Below are 17,604 nucleotides of genomic sequence, written 5' to 3' on the forward strand. Positions count from 1 at the left end.
TTTCCTGTCAATGGTCTAGGGTTCGCGCATGGTCGGTACACGCATACGCCCATCATTGCTCTACATGGTCAAGCAGGTGGAGCTGGTGGTGCGCGCACGTCTGGACGAGCTGGTCAAGCCCGCGGGGATCACCGCCCTGCAGTACACGGCACTCACCGTCCTCGAACGGCACGACGGATTGTCGGCGGCGCAGCTGGCGCGCGACTCGTTCGTCACCGCCCAGTCCATGGCCGACCTCGTCCGGTCACTGGAGGGCCGTGGACTCGTGCGGCGGGAGCGCAATCCGCGCAACCGGCGCGAGCTGCTGATCCTGCTCACCGACGCCGGGCGCGAACTGCTGGCCGGCTTCGCGGACCCGGTACGGGAGCTGGAGGAGCGGATGGTCTCCGGCCTCACCGCGGGCCAGGAGGAGGAGTTCCGCCGGACGCTCGCCAAGGCCTGGCAGGCACTGTCGTAGGCCTGACACGACGTCACCTGTCGCGCACACCACAGGAAGACACGCGCCAAAGTCGAAGACATATGTCAATCGAACATGCTCAAATTCCCTCTATCGAGGGTAACTTGCAGGGCGGAGAGCGGATGGCCCGGCACGGGTGGGAGGTGACGTCGGCATGCACCAGGAACCCGCACCACTCACCCGGCACCTGCGCATCCACCAGGACCGCGGGCACACGGTCCTGGAGTTCCGCGGTGAGATCGACATCATGGCGGCCACGGAGATCACTCCGTACCTGGACCGGGTGACGGACCGGGCCGGCGCGCGGATCGTGATCGACCTCCGGCGGATCGACTTCTTCGACTGCTCGGGGCTGCGCCTGCTGTACCGGGCCCGCAGCCGGGTGCTGGAGCGCGACGGGCGGCTGCACCTCGTGTGCACCCACCCGCTGACCCTGCGCGTGCTGAGGGTGACGGGGACGGCGCGACTGCTGCCGCCGCGCCCCACCCTGGAGGAGGCGCTGCGGCAGTCCGAGGCCGCCTCCGGCACACTGTGACGGTCCGCGTCGGCGCGGCTCACTCGCCGCGCGGCTCGTCGAACAGAGCGCTGACGGACTCACCGTTGTGGATGCGCCGCACGGCCTCGGCCAGCGCCGGTGCGATGGACAGGACGCGCAGCTTCTCCGTGCGCTCGTCCACGGGGACCGGCACGGTGTTGGTGCACACGATCTCCAGCACGTCCGGCTGCTCGCTCAGCCGTTTCAGCGCGCCCGCCGCGAAGAGTCCGTGCGTGCACGCCACCCGGATCGAACGTGGCCCCAACTCCCGCAGCCGGTCCAGGAGTTCCAGCACGGTGCTGCCCTTGGCGATCTCGTCGTCCAGCACGATGACGTCCCGCCCCGTCACATCACCGATGACCGAGTTGATGCTCACCCGGTCGTCGGCGAACCGCTGCTTGGCGCCGGCGGCCACAGCCGCGCCGATCAGCCGGGCGAACGCGGCGGCCTCCTTGGCGTTGCCCAGGTCGGGTGAGACGACGGTGGTACGCGTGAGGTCGTACTGCCGGAAGTGGGCGGCAAGCTCACGCAGGGCGTGCAGATGGTCCACCGGCACCGAGAAGAAGCCGTGGACCTGGGGCGAGTGCAGCGTCATGGCGAGGACCCGGCTCGCGCCGGCCGCCACCATCAGGTCCGCGACCAGCCGGCCGCCGAGCGAGATGCGCGGGGCGTCCTTCTTGTCGGAGCGGGCGTAGGAGTAGTGCGGCATGACGACGGTTATCCGTCCCGCGGACGCCCCCCGGGCCGCATCGCTCATCAGGAGCAGTTCGACCAGGTGCTCCTGCACCGGCCTGACCAGCGGCTGGATGAGGAAGACGTCCCGCTCCCGGCAGTTCGCCTGGAGCTGCACCTCCAGACAGTCGTTGGCGAACCGGCTGACGCGGGTCGGGCTGAGCGGCACGCCGAGGTGGGCGCACACCTCCTTCGCCAGTTCCGGGTGGGCACTGCCACTGAAGACGGCGATGTCTCGCACGATCCGCTCCTCGCATGATCAATACGGGTCGCGGCTCATGCTACTGCCCCATGCAACCGGTGCGGCTGCGGAGCCGGGTCGGCTGCGGGCCCGGATGAGGACGGCAGCGAGGCGAGGTGCCTGCTGAGGTCCCCCACCCCCGGACAGGCATCCCGGGCTCCCCTGTCGGCGCAGGTCGTCGGGGGTGGGACCGTTCCACCGTCGCGGGTGGGGTGGCGGCAGTTGCCTCAGGGCCACGAGGCACCGAGGCTATGGCTGTCGCACCGGCTGAAGGGGCCGGCCGTCCGGCAGCGCCCGCAGCCACCCGTCCACTGGGACACCGTTCTTGGAGGTTCGATGAAGTCCGCCGTCCGTAAGGTTTCAAGCTTCGCGGGGGTGAGCGTGGCGGTTGCCGCCATGTCCATGACCGGCGCAGCCGCAGCCCACGCGGAGCCCCCCACCCAAGGCTGCCCGTACCCGTACGTCTGCTTCTACGTGGACGGCAGCGCCTTGAACGCGGGCACTCCGATCTCGAAGTACCGGGACGTCACCAGCGGCTACCAGGCGGTGACGCCGCGACCTCACTACGGGGTGCTCAACACGCGGAACGACGACGTGGTGTACCTGCGGCTCCAGAGCGGCGGCTCGATCTGCCTCGAGCCCAACAGCCAGACGGTGTTCGCCGATTCCTACCGGGTCAACGGGATAAGGATCTCCAGTAGCTCCACCTGCTGAATCCGCTGGGACGCCCGGCAGGCGCGCCTGATCGCGCCCGCCGGGACACCGGACTGCGGCCCTCCCGCGACAACGCGGTCAGTGTGCGGTCTCGTCCAGAATCGCGGCCAGTTCGATCGGCCGGGAGAACATCGGCCAGTGCCCGGTCGGCAGGTGGCGCAGGTTCATGCCGGCCATCGGCTCGAAGACCGGATTGCCGCTGTCGATCATCATGCGCACCTGGGCCGGGGTGAAAGTCGAGGCGATCACTGAGCAACGCGTGTTCCGTGACACCGTGGAAGGCTTCAGAGGGCGGGTGACCGTCGCGAAGGGTTGCGGTGTCGCCATCGTGCGCATGCGTGCGAGGTGTTCGTCGGTGAGCCCCGCCAGGCTGTCCGGATCGGCTGCCGGGTCGAAGCGCGGCGCCGGGAGACGCCAGCCGTCCCCTTCCTCTGCGACCTGCTTGCGCCAGTCCTGCTGCGTCTGGGGCTTGCTGAAGTCGATCACCGCCATGCCGCTCGGCAAGGGACCGGTGTCCACGTAGACGAGGTGCGCGATCCGATCCGGAATGCGGTCCGCGGCGCCGGTGACCGGCAGGTTTGCTCCGCTGTGCCCAACCAGGACCACGTCCCGCAGACGCTTGCCGTCGATGAACCCGACGATGTCCTCCACATGCGTGTGGACATCCACGTCCGGGGTGGCCTCGGACACCCGGTCGGCGAGGCCCGTCAGGGTGAGCGGGTAGACGTCATGTCCCCTCGCCCTCAGTTCCGATGTCACGTCTTCCCAGGCCCATGCCCCGAGCCAGAAGCCCGGAACCAGAACGATCGCTGCCATGGCCGCTTTCTCTCCTCGCTGTTCTCGTGCTGTCGAACGGCAGGCTAGGAGCGGTTGCGGACAGCTGATGTCCTGGATCGACGGCTGGATCGCGGCTGGATCGACGGCACGTGCGGTCCATGGAGGCGACCAACGGCTCCCGCGTCCGGCCAGGGTCTCGGAACGCGCGTTGCCGGCGGCCGCCGCCTTGTCCGTCGAGGCGGCGCCACCGGCAGACGCGAGCAGGGGTCAGCGCGGGTTGAGCTTCCACAGGTGGTCGGCGGTGCCGTTGTCGTCCCATTGGAGGACTTGGGCGCCGCCGGCGGTGCTCATGTTCTGGATCCCCAGGAGCAGATTGCTGTTGTAGTTGACGATCTTGTAGTAGCCGGTGCCGTCGGGCACCACCCGCCACAGGTGGTCGGGGGTGCCGTTGTCACCCCAGATCAACGCGGTGCCGCCGTTCGAGGTGCTCCCGTTGGTGATTCCCAGCAGCAGGCCACTGGCCTGGTTGCGGATCTTGTACAGACCCGAGCCCGCGGACACCAGCGTCCAGGTCTGGGTGGCCGAGCCGCCCAAGGCGGCCTGGTCGACCAGCGTGCCCTGGCTGGTGGCCTCGTTCTGGGTGTCGAGCGCCAGAGCGCTGTTCTTGTTGGTGATCTGGTAACTGCCGTCAAGGGTGGAGCCGCTGCCGCTCCCAGGGGTGATCACGATGTGGTAGCCGTAGGTGCTGTTGGCGTTCACCGGAACCGTGATGGAGCCATTGCTCACGGCGTAGTCGGACTCGGAGAGGGTGGTCGGCCCGGCCACGGCTGCCGTGCGTCCCGGAGAAGGTGTGTATTCGACCTTGACATGGACGGTGGATCCGAAGGCCGACAGCGAGCCCAGTCCGTTGACGGTCACGGCCGAGCCGCCGGAACTGCCGCCGAAGACGACGTCGATCTCGTTGCCGGCGCTGTTGCGGGAGGCGGCTCCGTCGATGCCGGTCTGGGCGGGCGGGTTGGTGACGAGCATGCTGCCGCTCATGTCGGCGTACCACTTGTACAACCAGTAGGCGCCGTTGGGGCTGCCGCCCTGGCCGGTCAACAGGTCGCCCAGCGCCCCGGACTGGTTCCAGAAGGCGAGTTCGGCGTCGTGGACGCCCAGGCGCTCGAACTTGGCGATGTAGCCCACCAGTGCACCGGGAACACCCACCTCGGAGGGGGCGGCGTACTCCTCGATCGCGATCGGCCGCGGGCTGATGCCGTACTTCTGCTCCAGACCCGTCACCGTCGCCACATCGCCAGCGATCTTGGAGGACCTCGACAGCTCGTGCCAGGCGATGATGTCCGGCACCGTGTTGGTGGCGACCGCGTTCCTCAGGAAGTTGTCCATGTCGCTGATGTTGTCCGAGAAGCTCGGGCCCTGGATCGGCGTCGTGGTGTCCTTGGACCTGATCTCCCGGTAGGTCCTGGTCCAGAAGTCCTCGAACGTGCCGTTGGAGGACCGCCACGTGCCATCGGACTCGTTCCACGGCGCGTACGCGGCCAGGTTCGTGATGCCCGACGCCTTGGTCTTCGCGATCTGGTCGTCGACCACGCTCAGCCAGTTGCTCCAGCTGAACTGGTACGGCCAGCCCGCGTAGTAGTCCGACAACCGGTTGACCACCTTCGCTCCGGCCTTGGCCGCTTTCGGTGCCACCGTCAGGATGTCGCCGGTCGGCTGCTGATGACCGCCCTGCGGCTTCTGCACGAAGGTGTTCGGCTTGATCGCCTGTACCAGGCTGTCGGCCGGGGTCGTGGCGTTCGCCAGACCGTACAGGCTGCCCGTCGCCACGTGCGTGACCGGGCGCAGGACCTGGTTGGCGTTGACCACGAGGGTGGTCGACGGGGGCGCGGCCGCCTGAGCGGAGGGCGCCCCGGCGAACAAGGCCGAAGCCGTGGCCAGTAGCGCGGCTCCGAGTCCGGCAGCGCCGGTCAGCGGTCGGCCGGCTCGGTGATGCGCGAATCCACGCATGACGAAATGCCCTCCAAAGGAGTGGGGGGGGTGAGCATTGCGACAGCACAGAACACCGTCAGTGGAAAGCCGTCTGTCCCACGGCGCCACGGACCGGTGTGATGAACGAACCACCGCGCAAGAGCGCAATGGTTTTCCCGGCGCTCAACGTAGAAGCGTTGCAGTGCCGGGTCAAGGGATCGCGCAGAGTGTTCCTGCCTGCAAGTGCAAGGGCTGTCCCCTCCAGGCGGTGCATGGATGTCTGGGAAGTCGTTTTCTCAACGTGGTCGTCCGAGGCGAGCAGGTGGTGGGCGTCCCGGGCGTGGTGGTGGAGCCCTGCGGTGCTCCAGGGCGGGAGTCCTCCACCGGGCCCCGGCCCCTCCCCTGCTGACGTCGTGCTCACATCTGTTGCCTGGCGTCCCTCCGGTCACGTTCACACGACCGAGGGGCAGGTCATGTTCCAGTTGTTACGTATGAGGCTCGGCGTCACCGGGCTCGTGCTCGCGGCCCTCGTCACCGTCCTGCTGACGGTCGTTCCCGGCGCGCGGACACAGGCGGCCGACGCGGTCGGAGTGGTCGAGTACAACCTGGGCGACGAGGCGTTCAGCGACCCACCGGACTGGGACGGCCTCGCCGAGATCCGGGCGGTGGTCCACTGTCCGCTCAAGTCGACCGGCCGGCTGCCGGTGGTCGTCCTGCTGCACGGCCAGCAGCTCTCCTGCTACTCCGCCGACAAGACGGACTGGGGGAGCTGGCCGTGTCCGGCGGGGGTGGCTCCGTATCCCAGCCACCGGGGCTACGACTACCTGGCCGAAGCACTGGCCCGGGACGGCTACGTGGTGGTGTCACCGAGCGCCAACGGCGTCAACTTCTCCATGGGCGTGGCACCGCAGCGCGCCCGTCTGATCGACCGGCATCTCCGGTTGCTCCAGCGGCTCGACACGACCGGAGGCGGCCCGCTCGCCGGCCACTTCACCGATCCGCCTACCGGACGGCCCGTGCGGGTCGACTTCGAAGACCGGCTCGACCTGACCCGCGTGGGCACGATGGGCCACTCGGTCGGCGGTGACGGCGTCATGTACCAGGCCGCCGACACCCACCGCGGCGAGTTGCCGGCCGGCGTCCGCATCCGCGGCGTGGCCGCCGTCGCCTCGCCCGGACCGAGCGGCTTCGACGACACGCTGGTGACGCGGACACCCCTCGCCGTCATCTCGGCCGGGTGCTGGTCGCCGGGCGGCGAGGCCTACTTCGAGGACGCCCGCGGCAGGGCCGGCGCCCTCGGCTTCCGGCTGCGGGTGACGAAGGGGAACCACAACTTCTACAACACCGAGTGGACGACGGGTCCGGGGCCGACCGACGGCGACGACACCACATGCCCGGCCACCCCCGGCCGGCCGACCGCCGCGCAGCAGCGGAGCCTCGCGGTCACCTACCTGCGCGCGTTCTACGCGTACACCCTGAAGAGCGACAGGTCGGCGCTCCCGGTCCTGACCGGCGCGAGGACGTTCCCGGGCATCGACACCCAGGCCGACAGCTATGGCGGCACCGGCTGAAGTCGGCCTCGCCGGAGCCGACGAAACTCCCGAAGGTCCGTCTTTCGTGACTGAGCTCGGCCGGCTGGGTGTGCCTATCCCCCGAACCAGGTCATGAAGCGTGTGCGCTCCTCGCCGCACCCGCCGCTGCCGGAGGCTTGGACGCTGTCCGGGCTGAAGGTGGAGCCATACGGTTCGGAGGTGAGCGTGCAGGCTTCCCGCACGGGCTGCAGAGCGTAGTGGCCGCATGCGGCCAATGCCGCGACCAGCAACGTCGTCAGCAAGTAGCGGCGGGCTCCCGGGGCAGGCATGTGGTGATGCTATCGGCGTTTCACGTGGGTGTGCCGGACCAGTACGACCTGTCCATCCCACCGGGCCGGCGCGTCGGCGGGTTCGCCTCCTGGCACGCCACCGACCCGTCCCCGTGAACTGCCGCCCCAGCGGCCGACGACGACCTCGGTCGGCGTGGCGGGCCGGTGGGCAGGCAGGTCCGGTCATGACCAGTGCGCGTGCACCGCCCCGGAGGCCGCACTCGTGGCGCACTGGCGACCGGTGCCCTCCCAACGCGCCGGTCTGTTACGGCCCTTGGCGGGCATGTGGAGTGTAGGAAGGAGGACCGTCGCCATGACGACTTCCCGCACGCGCCTGCCCAGGCACATGCCCGGCTGGGCCAAGGTGGTGACCGCGTTCGTTCTGGTGCTCGTGGTGCTGTTCGCCGGGATCCGGCTGGCCGTGCTGCCGGGTATCAAGGACCTGTTCGGCACCGAGAGCCACGACCGTTCCGGTCCCGCGCTGTTGAAGTCCATCCAGGACATGAGCCGTTACGACGCCGCTTCCGGCAACTTCCAGGTCGTCGTGGACCTGGAGAAGGACGCCAAGTACCTGCCCGACGCGATCCGCGGCACCCGCACCCTGTACGTCGGCGCGGGCACCGTGGACGCCTACGTCGACCTCGGCCAGGTCGGCAAGGACGACGTGACGGTCAACGGCGACCGCACGTCGGCCACGCTCAGGCTGCCGCACGCGCGGCTCGGCAAACCGGCGCTCGACGCCGACCACTCCTACGCCGTGGCCAAGCAGCGGGGTCTGCTGGACCGGCTCGGCGACCTCTTCTCGGACAACCCCAACAGCGAACACGCCGTGCAGGAACTCGCGGTGAAGCACATCGGCGCCGCGGCCAAGGACAGCGGGCTGACCACGCACGCCGAGACCAACACCACCGACATGCTGCAGGGCCTGCTCGGCTCCCTCGGCTTCAAGGAGGTCCACGTGACCTACGGGGCCTGACCCGGCCCGCCGGAGCCGCCCGGCCTCAGCCGCCCAGCACGCCCGGCAGGGCGAGCACTCCGAGCAGGCTGGTGCCCAGCAGCAGCCAGGCCACGTAGTCGCCGACGTGGCCCGACTGCAGCCGGCGCAGCGGCCGGACCCAGTCCGGGGCGGTGGCCCGGCCCGGGCGGGCGACCGCCCGGGCGGCGAGCCCCACGGCCAGCAGCGTGGAGAGGAAGCCCAGCAGGACGCCGGCCGGGGTCCACTCCACGGCGGCCGCGGCACCGCCCGACCCCGCCTCGTTGACGGACCGGGCGACAGCCCGGGCGAAACCGGGGACCAGGCCGACGGCCACGGCCGCGGCGAGCAGCACCGCCGGGACGGCGGTCATCGTGTCCGGGATCCGGCGCAGCCTGCCCCGGGTCTCGGGCTCCTCGTCGGAACCGGTGGTCTCGTCCTCGGCGACGTCCCCGGGGCGGGGGCCGAGGCCCAGGAAGACCCGGGCGGCGACCCGCAGCACGGCACCGGCGGTCACCGCGGAGGCGGCGACGTACAGCACGGTGAGCGGGCCGCCCACGGCCTCCTCGGTGACCGACTTGCCGAGCGCCGTGCCGAACGGCGGCAGCCCGGCGAGGCCCAGCGCGCCGACGGCGAACATCACACCGACCGCGCGCAGCCGCCGGGCCCGGCCGTGCAGGGCGTGCTCGTCGACACTGCCGTAGCGGTCCAGGAGGATGCCCGCGCAGGCGAACAGCGCGGCCTTGACCCCCGCGTGCCCGAGCACGTACAGCGCCACCCCGTCGTCGCCCTCGGGGGTGAGCGTGCCGACGCCGACGAGGAACAGCCCCGTGTGGGCGATGGTGGAGTAGGCCAGCATCCGCTTGATGTGCCGCTGGTACCAGCACATCGCGGCGCCCACGGCCGCCGTCACCGCGCCGAGCACCATCAGCGCCCGTTCCACGTCGCCGGGCGGGATCCCGCCCGGCCCGGAGAAGACCGTGCCGTAGACCCGCCACGCGCCGAAGACACCGAGCTCGACCATGACGCCGGACAGCAGCATGCACACGGGGGTGGGGGCCACGGCGTGCGCGTCCGGGAGCCAGAAGTGGAAGGGCGCGGTGGCGGCCTTGACCAGCAGGCCGGTCATGACCAGCACGAAGGCGGCCAGGACGAGCGCGTCGGGCCGTCCGTGCGCGGCGGCGGCGTCGAGGCCGCGGCCGATCTTCGTCATGCCCAGCTCGCCGGTGCGGGCGTACAGCAGGCCGATGCCCATCAGCATGGCGTACGCGCCGAGGGAGTTGATGACCCCGAAGGTGACCGCGCCCTGCACGGCCTTCGGGTCTTCGATCCGGTAGCCGGTCAGCGCGTAGGCGACGACGCCCATCAGCTCGAAGAACACGAACGCGTTGAACAGGTCGCCCGCGATCGCGAAACCGCACATGCCGCCCTGGAAGAGCAGCATCAGGGCGGGGAAGGAACCGGCGTGCCGGCGCGGGGGCTCGTCGAAGTAGTGCCAGGAGTACACCAGCGCCGCCAGCATCAGCAGGGAGACGAGCGCGGCCATGCCCAGCCCCGGACCGTCCCCGGTGAGCACGATGCCGACGCTCTCACCGCCCACGGGCACCCAGCCGCCCGCCCATTCGACCAGTGGCGGGGAGGAGTTCAGCAGCAGGACGATCGCGAGCGCGGCGGTGCCGCCGGAGACCGCGCAGCCGACGGCCTCGGCGACGACGCGGGGCAGGCGGCGACCGGTCGCGATGAGCAGGGCGGCACCGAGCAGCGGTACGGCGACCAGCAGCGGCAGCAGATGGTGCATCAGCCGCGCAGCTCCCTGAGTTCGTCGGGGTCGACGGTGCCGTGCCGCTTGGCGATCTGGATGACGAGCGCGAGCAGCAGCGCGGTGACGGTGGCGCCGACGACGACGTCGGTGAGGGCGAGGGCCTGTACCACCGGGTCGACGAGGGGCCGCGAGCCGGGCCGGATGTCGGAGAACACCGGGGCCGTGCCGCCGCCGCGGTAGCCGACGGCCAGCAGCAGGACGTAGGTGGCGGCCTGGCACACCGACAGACAGCCGACGGCGTGGATGAGGTTGCGGCTGGTGGCCAGCCCGTAGCAGCCGGTCAGGAAGACCCATGCGGCGACCAGGTACGGAAGGACCTGCATGGCGGTGGTCACAGTGGTCTCAACTCCCGCTCTCCCCTTCGATCTCGACGGCCTGGTCCAGGAAACTGGCGAGCAGCACGACCACCGCGCAGGTGACCTCCATGCCGATGGCCGCGTTCAGCAGGGGGACGATGCCGCCGGACGAGAGCGTGTTGAACGTGCCGTACGGAAGCGGCGTGTTGGCCAGGAACGCGGTCCCGGCGAGCAGGCCGGCGAGGCCGAGCACCAGGTAGGCGGAGGCCGCGAGGGAATCGCCGACCTCGAACAGGGCGACCGGCCGGACGCGTTCCAGGGCGCTGTAGTCGGCGCCGAGGTACAGCAGGTGCAGGGCGGTCGCGGCGACCACGCCGCCCTGGAAGCCGCCGCCGGGGCTGAGCTGGCCGTGGGCGATCGCGTAGAGGCCGGTGAGCAGGGCGACGGGCAGCACGATCAGGGCGTAGCGGCGTACCGGCAGCGCCACCTCGGCGGGTTCCGGCCGGGCCCGGTGCTCGTCGCGGGTCTGGCGCAGCAGGACCACGCAGCCGAGCACCGCGGCGAACAGGATGGTCATCTCGCCGAGGGTGTCGTAGGCGCGCTGGTCGAAGTTGACGGAGGCGACCGTGTTGGCGGTGTGCCGGGCGAGGGCGGCGTGCACGGCCCGTACCCCGTAGGGGTGCCGGCGGCCGCCGAAGGACGGCAGGTCGAAACAGGCGGCGACGAGGAGGGCGGCGAGGCCCGCGCCGCCCACGGCGAGCAGCCACAGCCGGGCGCGCGGGGTCACCGGTCGCCGTCCTTGGCCCGTGGCCGGCGCCTGACCTTGCGCACCGACAGCATCACCAGCAGCGGGGTCAGCGCGGAGCCGACGGCCAGCTGGGACAGGCCGACGTCGGGAGCCTGCAGCACGGTGAACAGCACGGCGAGCAGCACGCCGAGGACGGAGAGCACCAGGGCCTGGCGGGCCGGGTCACGGTTGACGACGGCCGCGGGGGCGGCCGCGGCCACCAGCAGCAGGGCGACGACGATCACCACATCAGCCACGGGGTACTCCCCGCACTCCGCCGGACAGCGCCCGGGAGGCGACCAGGTTGCCGCCGATCAGCAGGGCGCCGATGACGAGGAGCTTGACCATCGCGCGACCCGGTCCGGTGGCCGCGCACAGGACGAGCACGACGACCGCGCCGAGGCCCGCGGCGGCCCAGGTCGGTCCCCAGGCCCGCGGCCGGTCGCCCTCCAGTTCGTCACTGAGCAGCCGGGCGAAGACGAGGGTGCCGACCGGGCCGAGCAGCGCCAGCAGCAGGGCCAGGTCGACGTACGAGGGTCGGGCGTAGCCCTGGGAGAGGAGCAGCAGGCCGGGGCAGACCGCCGAGGTGATCAGGTTCTGGGCCATGACACGGCGCCGCAGCGGGCCGGTGGACACGCCCCACAGGGCCGCGCCCGCGCCCCCGGCGAACAGGACGGCCGCCGCCAGGATCCAGCCGTTCACCGCCAGTCCACCGCCCGTCGTGCGGCCCGGGCGGCGAGCGCCGTGACGGCCGCCGCGGCCGCGCCGACCGCCCGCTCCAGGGTGTCCACGGTGCTGATCAGCACCAGCCACAGCAGGGCGAGCCCGGCCCACCACAGAAGCCACTCGCCGACGGCGAGGAGGGCCGTACGCCGGTTCACACACACCTCCTCGGCAGCCGGTTCCACGGCGTCGCATCCGTTTGGCCGGTTTCGCCACTGCGGGCATCCAAGCACCGTACGGGCCGGAGCGAGCGACGGCGCGCGGGCCTGTGCCCCCAGTGCCCCGGGAGGGCGTCCGGAAACCGAGGGTGGGACCTGCCCGGGCCTCGACCGGCGGCATCCTGCGCCGCTTAGCGGGTAATCGCGCTACCACGCAGGGAGGTTGAAGACTGGAGGACCGAATGGGCATCACAGCCGCACGCCTGCGCAGCCTCAGGGGCGGCGACACCGCAAGAACCGGCAACACCGCAAGAACCGGCCGCACCACCAGGGCCGGCCGCGTCGGCAGAAAGGGGCCGCCGGACAGGGCCGGGCACCACGTACTCCCGCTCCCCGTGCGACTGCTGGCGATGCTGCTGGCCTTCGCCTTCATGGTGGCGTTCGCGGTCGTCCTGGCCCGGCTCACCCTCGAGCCGTCCCCGGCGTCGGTGTCCCTCGCGCACACCAACCTGCACCCGGGCCGCTCCCTGAGGGCCTACCTGGACCAGCCCGAACTGCATGACGCCATCAAGCAGATCGGCGGGAACCTGGTGCTGGGCGTCCCGTTCGGGGTCCTGCTGCCGATCCTCGTACCCCGGGTGCGGGGCATCCTCAGGGTCCTGCTGGTCACCGCGACCGTGATGCTGCTGGTGGAGACCGCTCAGGGCCTGCTGGTGACCGGCCGTGCCTTCGACGTGGACGACGTCATCCTCAACACGTCCGGGGCCCTGGTGGGTTACCTGCTGCTGGGGCGCCGCCTCGGCCGCGTGCACGCGCGGGTGCGCAAGCAGTGACGCCGGGGTGGGCGGCGCCGACCGGCTGTACGCGGGCCGGGTTCCTAGTGAATCGCCCAGGTGAACTTGTCGCCGCCCACCCAGCGCACCTGGTCCGGGTCGTCCAGGTCGTGGACCGTGATGCCGTACGCGGCGGCGGCTTCCAGGACGTCGGTGACGGCCCTCGCCTCACCGACCACTTGACCGTCGATCTCCACGATGCGGAAGGGCGGGCTGCCGGGCTTCCCCGGCATCACCCCGTGCACCAGGATCCGCGGGTGGGACATGTAGGGAGCTGCTTGTTCGGTCATGTGATCCAGCCTAGGACGGGAGCCGCCCCGGCGATCGTCCGTGACCGCGGTCGAGGAGTTCGGCGGCCGTCTCGACCGCTCCCTGGGTGGCGAGGCGCCCGGACGCCCCGTGTTCCCCCGGCCGGGTGAGCACGGGGGTGATCGCCGGTCCGGTTCGAAGACCCGGGGCAGAGGCGGGAGGCCCGGCCGGCACCTGGCCGGGCACGGGAGCTCGTGGCAGCCGCACGGGCTCAGGGACGCCGCCAGTCGTCGCTCTTGAGGTGGGATCCGGCCATCGGGCCCATCCGGAGCATGCCGCCGTCGACGGCCCAGGAGGCGCCGGTGACGTACGAGGCGTCCCCACCCGCCAGGAAGGCGATGACGTTCGCGACCTCCCGTGCGTCACCCGGCCGCCCGAGCGGCACTCCGGGGCGGCTCTCGGTGTGCGGGTCCGTGTCCTCCTGCCCGGTCATGGGCGTGGCGATCTCGCCGGGGGCGACGGCGTTGACGGTGATGCCGTACTCGGCGAGTTCCAGCGCCATGACCTGGGTGAGCAGGCCGAGTCCGCCCTTGGCCGCGCAGTACGGGGCCGCGCCGACCCGGGGCTGGTGTTCGTGGACGGAGGTCACGTTGACGATCCGGCCGCCGTCGCCCTGCCGGATCATGTGCCGGGCCGCGTGCTGCCCGCACAGGAAGGGGCCGAGCAGGTCGACGTCGATGACCTCGCGCACCTTGTCCGGTTCCAGGTCGACGAAGGGCGTCGAGGTGCCCGTACCGGCGTTGTTGACCAGGATGTCGAGCCGGCCGAGCCGGTCGCACAGCTCGTCCACCGCGCCCGCGGCGGAGGGCAGCCGGGTGAGGTCCATCTGGGTCACGACAGCCCGCCGCCCCACGGCGCGCACCTCGTCGGCGGTCTCCTCGGCGCCCTTGAGGTCACTGTGCCAGGTGATCCCGATGTCCACGCCCTGCCGGGCCAGGCGGACGGCGGTGGCGCGGCCGATGCCGGAGTCGGCTCCGGTGATCACGGCCACCGGGGAACGCGGTGCGGCGGGAGCGGACATGACAGGCCTCCTCCTCCGTGGGCGGGCGGACGGAGCACCGCAGTACCCGGGAGCGCACCGGGCAAACCGGCACGACATGGTGCGGCCACCGCGCGGCCGGGGAACCCTGGAGGGGCACCCTGGTGCTGTGACCGGGGCGAACGGAGGTGGCATGGACCCCCTCGAGGCACTGGACCGGATCGCCTTCCTGCTGGAGCGGTCGATGGCGCCGACCTACCGGGTACGTGCCTTCCGCACGGCCGCCCGGGTGCTCTCCGGGCTGCCCGCCGAGGAGGTGGCGGAGCGGGCGTCCGCGGGCACCCTGGAGTCCCTCAAGGGCGTCGGCCCGAAGACCGCGCAGGTCGTGCGCGAGGCGCTGACCGGGCAGGTGCCGGGCTATCTGCGGCGGCTCCAGGGCGAGGCGGGCGACCCGCTCGCGCACGGCGGCGAGCGGCTCCGGGCGCGCTTGCGCGGCGACTGCCATCTGCACTCCGACTGGTCCGACGGCGGCAGCCCGATCGACGAGATGGGCCGCACGGCGGCCGGGCTCGGCCATGAGTGGGCGGTCCTCACCGACCACTCGCCCCGGCTGACGGTCGCGCGCGGTCTGTCGCCCGAGCGGCTGCGCAGCCAGCTGGGGGTGGTGGCGGAGCTGAACGAGACGTGGGCCCCGTTCCGGCTGCTGACCGGAATCGAGTGCGACATCCTCGAGGACGGCTCGCTCGACCAGGAGCCGGAGCTGCTCGACGAGCTCGACGTGGTGGTGGTGTCGGTGCACTCCAAGCTGCGCATGGACGCCCGGTCGATGACCCGTCGCATGGTGGCCGCCGTCCGCGACCCACGCTCCGACGTCCTCGGTCACTGCACCGGCCGGCTGGTGAGCGGGCGGGGGCGCCCGGAGTCCGAGTTCGACGCGGAGGAGGTGTTCGCCGCCTGCGCCGAGACCGGCACGGCCCTGGAGATCAACTCCCGTCCGGAGCGGCTGGACCCGCCGCGGCGGCTGCTGCGACAGGCCGTCGAGGCGGGTGTGCTGTTCTCCGTCGACACCGACGCGCACGCGCCCGGCCAGCTGGACTGGCAGATCCACGGTTGCGCGCGGGCGGAGGAGTGCGGGGTGCCGCCCGAGCGGGTGGTGACCACCTGGTCCATGGACGAGCTGCTGGCCTGGACGAGGGAACGGCGCACGCCGCCCGGCGTGACGGGCGTCTGACGTGGTACCCGTGCCACGCCAGAGTGAGCAGAGAGAAAGGCCTCCCGGATGGACCGCGCCCGTGCCGCCGTGTTCGACGTCGACGGAACGCTCGTCGACACCAACCACCTGCACGTCGTCACCTGGTGGGAGGCCTTCCGGCAGGCGGGCCACCGGGTACCCATGCACGCCGTCCACCGGGCCGTCGGCCTCGGCTCCGCCGACCTGATCGCCCAGCTGCTCGGCGAGGACCGCGACAAGGACCGGGACGACGAGCTCAGCGCCGCCCACAAGGCGCTGTACGGCCAGTACTTCGACCGCCTGCCCGCGCTGCGGGACGCCGGGGAACTGCTCAGGCGTCTGCACCGGGACGGCTGGGCGGTGGTCCTGGCCACCTCGGCGAGCGGCGCCGAGCTGGGCGCGCTGCGCCGGGCGATCGACGCGGACGAGGCCATCACCGCCACCGCGAGCGCCGACGACGTGGAGCAGGGAAAGCCCGCCCCGGAGCCGGTCGAACACGCCCTGGAGCTGGCCGGGGTGCCCGCCGAGCGGGCGGTGTTCGTCGGTGACACCGTGTGGGACATGCGGGCCGGCAGCCGGGCCGGAGTGCGCTGCGTGGGCGTCCTGTGCGGCGGCATTCCGCGCGGCGATCTGGTGGAGGCGGGCGCGGAGGCGGTCTACGACGATCCCGCGCACCTGCTGGCGTCCCTCGGCACAACCCCGCTGGCCCCATGACCTGGGATTCGTGAACTTCAGCCACTTGAGGAAACGCGATCTTGGGATACCCGCACAACATGACGAGCGTGACATGGATACCACGACAGGCACTGTCCCGGGGCGCGTCGGGCGTCGGCCGGTCCGTCCGGGCCGCCTGGCGGGGGCCGGGCCGGGAGCGCGACCTGGTGGTGCAGTCGCTCAAGGCCGCCGGGGCCGCGCTGCTGGCCTGGTACGTGGCGAACGACTGGCTGAGCGACCCGATGGCCATGATGGCGCCCTGGGTCGCGCTGCTCATGGTGCAGGCCACGGTGTACAGCTCGCTGCGGCAGGCGGCGCAGCAGCTCGCGGCGATCTGCATCGGCACGCTGCTCGGCACGGCGGCACAGGCGGTCGCCGGGAACACGCTGGGTGCGCTCGCCGTCTCCCTGCCCGTGCTGATGCTGCTGGCGAACTGGTCGCGCTTCGGCAACCAGGGCATCTACGGGGCGACCACGGCGGTGTTCACCCTGGCCTCCGGCAGCGTCACGGCGGCCTCGGCCGGGCACCGGGTGGGCGAGTCCGCGCTGGGCGCGGTGATCGGGGTGGCGGTCAACGCGTTCGTGCTGCCGCCCATCCACCTGCGGGACGTGCGGGAGAACCTCGCGACGCTGGCCAGGGAGGTGGGTGATGTGCTGTGCACCGTCGCCGAAGGTCTCCGGCGCGGGGACTGGGACGCCGACACGGCTGCCGACTGGTCGCACGCCGCCTCCCGGATCGAACGCTGTCTGGAGTCGCTGCGCTCGGCCCGTGGCTGGAGCCGGGAGAGCCTGCGGCTGACCAGCCGTGTGCTGCGCGCCTTTCGCCGGGCCCCCTCGGACGTGCCGCCGGAGGACGAGGACGAGCGCTGGAGCCGGGTCACCGGTCACGTCCGCGCCCTGACCCGGACGCTCGCGGTCTCCGCCGACGACGGCCGTACGGCCACGCCTCCGGACCCGGCGCTGCTGAAGCCGTACGCGGAACTGCTGGAGCTGATCGCCCGGTCGTGCCACAAGGAGAGCGACCGCCTGCTGGGCGGGCGGCCCGGCGGGGACGGCGACGCCCGCTGCGGCGGGGACGCCGACGACGAACAGGACGAGGAGCGCGCCGAGGAGACGCGGCTGGAGCTGCGCCGGCAACTGCAGGACGGTCTGCGTGAGCACGAGGGATGGGAGGCGCCGCGGGCCGCGGTCCTGGGCGCGATGCTGCTGCAGGCCGAGAACCTGTGGGCGGAGACCGCTCCCCGCTCCACCGACGACTCCGGACAGTGACGCACATCACCGCCCAGGACGACACACATCGGAACAACCACCGGTGGTTGTCCGTTGAACCCACCGTGGGTGCGGATGGGACAGTGTCCCCGGGCCTCACCTTTTGCCCACAGGGACGATCGTTCGGCTGAAGCCCTGTGGAGCCTTTCGCCGAGAGGCGACCGCCATCCGCGCCCACACCCCTGCTGCCCCGACCGGTCTTCCCCCGTCCGGTCGGGGCTTT

At 71.6% G+C, this 17,604-nt stretch carries 21 protein-coding genes; 9 read left to right on the plus strand and 12 right to left on the minus strand.

Going from position 1 to position 17,604, the window contains the following annotated elements; genetic code table 11:
- Positions 1-28: 28 nt before the first annotated feature.
- A complete protein-coding gene (locus ACWC21_RS03225; RefSeq protein ID WP_450877569.1) occupies positions 29-457 on the plus strand; it encodes a MarR family winged helix-turn-helix transcriptional regulator in 429 nt (142 codons plus the stop codon).
- A 154-nt stretch (positions 458-611) separates the two neighbouring features.
- Positions 612-992: an anti-sigma factor antagonist gene (locus tag ACWC21_RS03230; RefSeq protein ID WP_450877571.1), complete on the plus strand. Its 381-nt coding sequence runs from the start codon at positions 612-614 to the stop codon at positions 990-992.
- A 19-nt stretch (positions 993-1,011) separates the two neighbouring features.
- On the opposite strand, the gene ACWC21_RS03235 is transcribed toward ACWC21_RS03230, so the two are convergent.
- Positions 1,012-1,965, minus strand: a complete 954-nt coding sequence (locus ACWC21_RS03235) for a ribose-phosphate diphosphokinase (RefSeq protein WP_450877573.1) — start codon at positions 1,963-1,965, stop codon at positions 1,012-1,014.
- Between the two features lie 375 nt (positions 1,966-2,340).
- On the opposite strand from ACWC21_RS03235, the gene ACWC21_RS03240 reads away from it, so the two are divergent.
- Positions 2,341-2,679 (plus strand): hypothetical protein, encoded by a 339-nt coding sequence (locus ACWC21_RS03240; RefSeq protein WP_450877575.1) that lies wholly within the window; start codon positions 2,341-2,343, stop codon positions 2,677-2,679.
- 78 nt (positions 2,680-2,757) lie between these two features.
- On the opposite strand, the gene ACWC21_RS03245 is transcribed toward ACWC21_RS03240, so the two are convergent.
- Both ACWC21_RS03245 and ACWC21_RS03250 read right to left on the minus strand, forming a co-directional pair.
- Positions 2,758-3,495, minus strand: a complete 738-nt coding sequence (locus ACWC21_RS03245; RefSeq protein ID WP_450877577.1) for an alpha/beta fold hydrolase — start codon at positions 3,493-3,495, stop codon at positions 2,758-2,760.
- 228 nt (positions 3,496-3,723) lie between these two features.
- Entirely contained in the window at positions 3,724-5,466 is a 1,743-nt protein-coding gene (locus tag ACWC21_RS03250) for an RICIN domain-containing protein (RefSeq protein WP_450877579.1), read from the minus strand.
- A gap of 434 nt (positions 5,467-5,900) precedes the next feature.
- Between ACWC21_RS03250 and ACWC21_RS03255 the strand changes: the two genes are divergently transcribed.
- Complete coding sequence (locus tag ACWC21_RS03255) at positions 5,901-6,998, plus strand: hypothetical protein (protein ID WP_450877581.1); 1,098 nt, start codon at positions 5,901-5,903, stop codon at positions 6,996-6,998.
- A 74-nt stretch (positions 6,999-7,072) separates the two neighbouring features.
- Here ACWC21_RS03255 and ACWC21_RS03260 read toward each other — a convergent pair whose 3' ends face one another.
- Positions 7,073-7,288: a hypothetical protein gene (locus ACWC21_RS03260; protein WP_450877583.1), complete on the minus strand. Its 216-nt coding sequence runs from the start codon at positions 7,286-7,288 to the stop codon at positions 7,073-7,075.
- A gap of 313 nt (positions 7,289-7,601) precedes the next feature.
- On the opposite strand from ACWC21_RS03260, the gene ACWC21_RS03265 reads away from it, so the two are divergent.
- Complete coding sequence (locus ACWC21_RS03265) at positions 7,602-8,264, plus strand: DUF4230 domain-containing protein (protein ID WP_450877585.1); 663 nt, start codon at positions 7,602-7,604, stop codon at positions 8,262-8,264.
- A 25-nt stretch (positions 8,265-8,289) separates the two neighbouring features.
- On the opposite strand, the gene ACWC21_RS03270 is transcribed toward ACWC21_RS03265, so the two are convergent.
- From ACWC21_RS03270 to ACWC21_RS03295, 6 genes are read right to left on the minus strand one after another with little or no spacing between them, the layout of a single operon-like run.
- Positions 8,290-10,059, minus strand: a complete 1,770-nt coding sequence (locus ACWC21_RS03270; RefSeq protein WP_450877587.1) for a complex I subunit 5 family protein — start codon at positions 10,057-10,059, stop codon at positions 8,290-8,292.
- Positions 10,059-10,406 (minus strand): sodium:proton antiporter, encoded by a 348-nt coding sequence (locus ACWC21_RS03275; protein WP_450877702.1) that lies wholly within the window; start codon positions 10,404-10,406, stop codon positions 10,059-10,061. The genes ACWC21_RS03270 and ACWC21_RS03275 overlap by 1 nt, the downstream gene beginning before the upstream one ends.
- 19 nt (positions 10,407-10,425) lie before the next feature.
- Positions 10,426-11,166, minus strand: coding sequence for an MnhB domain-containing protein (locus ACWC21_RS03280; RefSeq protein ID WP_450877589.1), 741 nt, complete (start codon positions 11,164-11,166; stop codon positions 10,426-10,428).
- Entirely contained in the window at positions 11,163-11,423 is a 261-nt protein-coding gene (locus ACWC21_RS03285; protein ID WP_450877591.1) for a Na(+)/H(+) antiporter subunit B, read from the minus strand. The genes ACWC21_RS03280 and ACWC21_RS03285 overlap by 4 nt, the downstream gene beginning before the upstream one ends.
- Entirely contained in the window at positions 11,416-11,868 is a 453-nt protein-coding gene (locus tag ACWC21_RS03290; RefSeq protein WP_450877593.1) for an MrpF/PhaF family protein, read from the minus strand. The genes ACWC21_RS03285 and ACWC21_RS03290 overlap by 8 nt, the downstream gene beginning before the upstream one ends.
- Positions 11,865-12,047 carry a hypothetical protein gene (locus ACWC21_RS03295; protein ID WP_450877595.1) on the minus strand — a complete coding sequence of 61 codons (183 nt, stop codon included), beginning with the start codon at positions 12,045-12,047 and terminating at the stop codon, positions 11,865-11,867. The genes ACWC21_RS03290 and ACWC21_RS03295 overlap by 4 nt, the downstream gene beginning before the upstream one ends.
- 242 nt (positions 12,048-12,289) lie before the next feature.
- Here ACWC21_RS03295 and ACWC21_RS03300 point away from each other — a divergent pair, with 242 nt between their 5' ends.
- Positions 12,290-12,880, plus strand: a complete 591-nt coding sequence (locus tag ACWC21_RS03300; RefSeq protein WP_450877597.1) for a VanZ family protein — start codon at positions 12,290-12,292, stop codon at positions 12,878-12,880.
- Between the two features lie 44 nt (positions 12,881-12,924).
- On the opposite strand, the gene ACWC21_RS03305 is transcribed toward ACWC21_RS03300, so the two are convergent.
- Positions 12,925-13,170 carry a hypothetical protein gene (locus ACWC21_RS03305; RefSeq protein WP_450877599.1) on the minus strand — a complete coding sequence of 82 codons (246 nt, stop codon included), beginning with the start codon at positions 13,168-13,170 and terminating at the stop codon, positions 12,925-12,927.
- 230 nt (positions 13,171-13,400) lie between these two features.
- Positions 13,401-14,210 (minus strand): SDR family oxidoreductase, encoded by an 810-nt coding sequence (locus tag ACWC21_RS03310; RefSeq protein ID WP_450877601.1) that lies wholly within the window; start codon positions 14,208-14,210, stop codon positions 13,401-13,403.
- 151 nt (positions 14,211-14,361) lie between these two features.
- Here ACWC21_RS03310 and ACWC21_RS03315 point away from each other — a divergent pair, with 151 nt between their 5' ends.
- Genes ACWC21_RS03315 through ACWC21_RS03325 form a run of 3 tightly spaced genes read left to right on the plus strand, consistent with a single transcriptional unit; the run spans position 14,362 to position 17,381 of the window.
- A complete protein-coding gene (locus ACWC21_RS03315; RefSeq protein ID WP_450877603.1) occupies positions 14,362-15,399 on the plus strand; it encodes a PHP domain-containing protein in 1,038 nt (345 codons plus the stop codon).
- 48 nt (positions 15,400-15,447) lie between these two features.
- Positions 15,448-16,113, plus strand: a complete 666-nt coding sequence (locus ACWC21_RS03320) for an HAD family hydrolase (protein ID WP_450877605.1) — start codon at positions 15,448-15,450, stop codon at positions 16,111-16,113.
- A 59-nt stretch (positions 16,114-16,172) separates the two neighbouring features.
- Positions 16,173-17,381: an FUSC family protein gene (locus tag ACWC21_RS03325; RefSeq protein WP_450877607.1), complete on the plus strand. Its 1,209-nt coding sequence runs from the start codon at positions 16,173-16,175 to the stop codon at positions 17,379-17,381.
- Positions 17,382-17,604: the final 223 nt, after the last annotated feature.

The sequence above is a fragment of the Streptomyces sp. NPDC001348 genome (assembly GCF_053597535.1).

Coding starts and splice junctions, on each gene's coding strand:
- ACWC21_RS03225 (WP_450877569.1), top strand. CDS start 29: ATGGTCGGTACACGCATACGCCCATCATTGCTCTACATGGTCAAGCAG.
- ACWC21_RS03230 (WP_450877571.1), top strand. CDS start 612: ATGCACCAGGAACCCGCACCACTCACCCGGCACCTGCGCATCCACCAG.
- ACWC21_RS03245 (WP_450877577.1), bottom strand. CDS start 3,495: ATGGCAGCGATCGTTCTGGTTCCGGGCTTCTGGCTCGGGGCATGGGCC.
- ACWC21_RS03250 (WP_450877579.1), bottom strand. CDS start 5,466: ATGCGTGGATTCGCGCATCACCGAGCCGGCCGACCGCTGACCGGCGCT.
- ACWC21_RS03255 (WP_450877581.1), top strand. CDS start 5,901: ATGTTCCAGTTGTTACGTATGAGGCTCGGCGTCACCGGGCTCGTGCTC.
- ACWC21_RS03260 (WP_450877583.1), bottom strand. CDS start 7,288: ATGCCTGCCCCGGGAGCCCGCCGCTACTTGCTGACGACGTTGCTGGTC.
- ACWC21_RS03265 (WP_450877585.1), top strand. CDS start 7,602: ATGACGACTTCCCGCACGCGCCTGCCCAGGCACATGCCCGGCTGGGCC.
- ACWC21_RS03270 (WP_450877587.1), bottom strand. CDS start 10,059: ATGCACCATCTGCTGCCGCTGCTGGTCGCCGTACCGCTGCTCGGTGCC.
- ACWC21_RS03275 (WP_450877702.1), bottom strand. CDS start 10,406: ATGCAGGTCCTTCCGTACCTGGTCGCCGCATGGGTCTTCCTGACCGGC.
- ACWC21_RS03300 (WP_450877597.1), top strand. CDS start 12,290: ATGGGCATCACAGCCGCACGCCTGCGCAGCCTCAGGGGCGGCGACACC.
- ACWC21_RS03305 (WP_450877599.1), bottom strand. CDS start 13,170: ATGACCGAACAAGCAGCTCCCTACATGTCCCACCCGCGGATCCTGGTG.
- ACWC21_RS03310 (WP_450877601.1), bottom strand. CDS start 14,210: ATGTCCGCTCCCGCCGCACCGCGTTCCCCGGTGGCCGTGATCACCGGA.
- ACWC21_RS03315 (WP_450877603.1), top strand. CDS start 14,362: ATGGACCCCCTCGAGGCACTGGACCGGATCGCCTTCCTGCTGGAGCGG.
- ACWC21_RS03320 (WP_450877605.1), top strand. CDS start 15,448: ATGGACCGCGCCCGTGCCGCCGTGTTCGACGTCGACGGAACGCTCGTC.
- ACWC21_RS03325 (WP_450877607.1), top strand. CDS start 16,173: ATGACGAGCGTGACATGGATACCACGACAGGCACTGTCCCGGGGCGCG.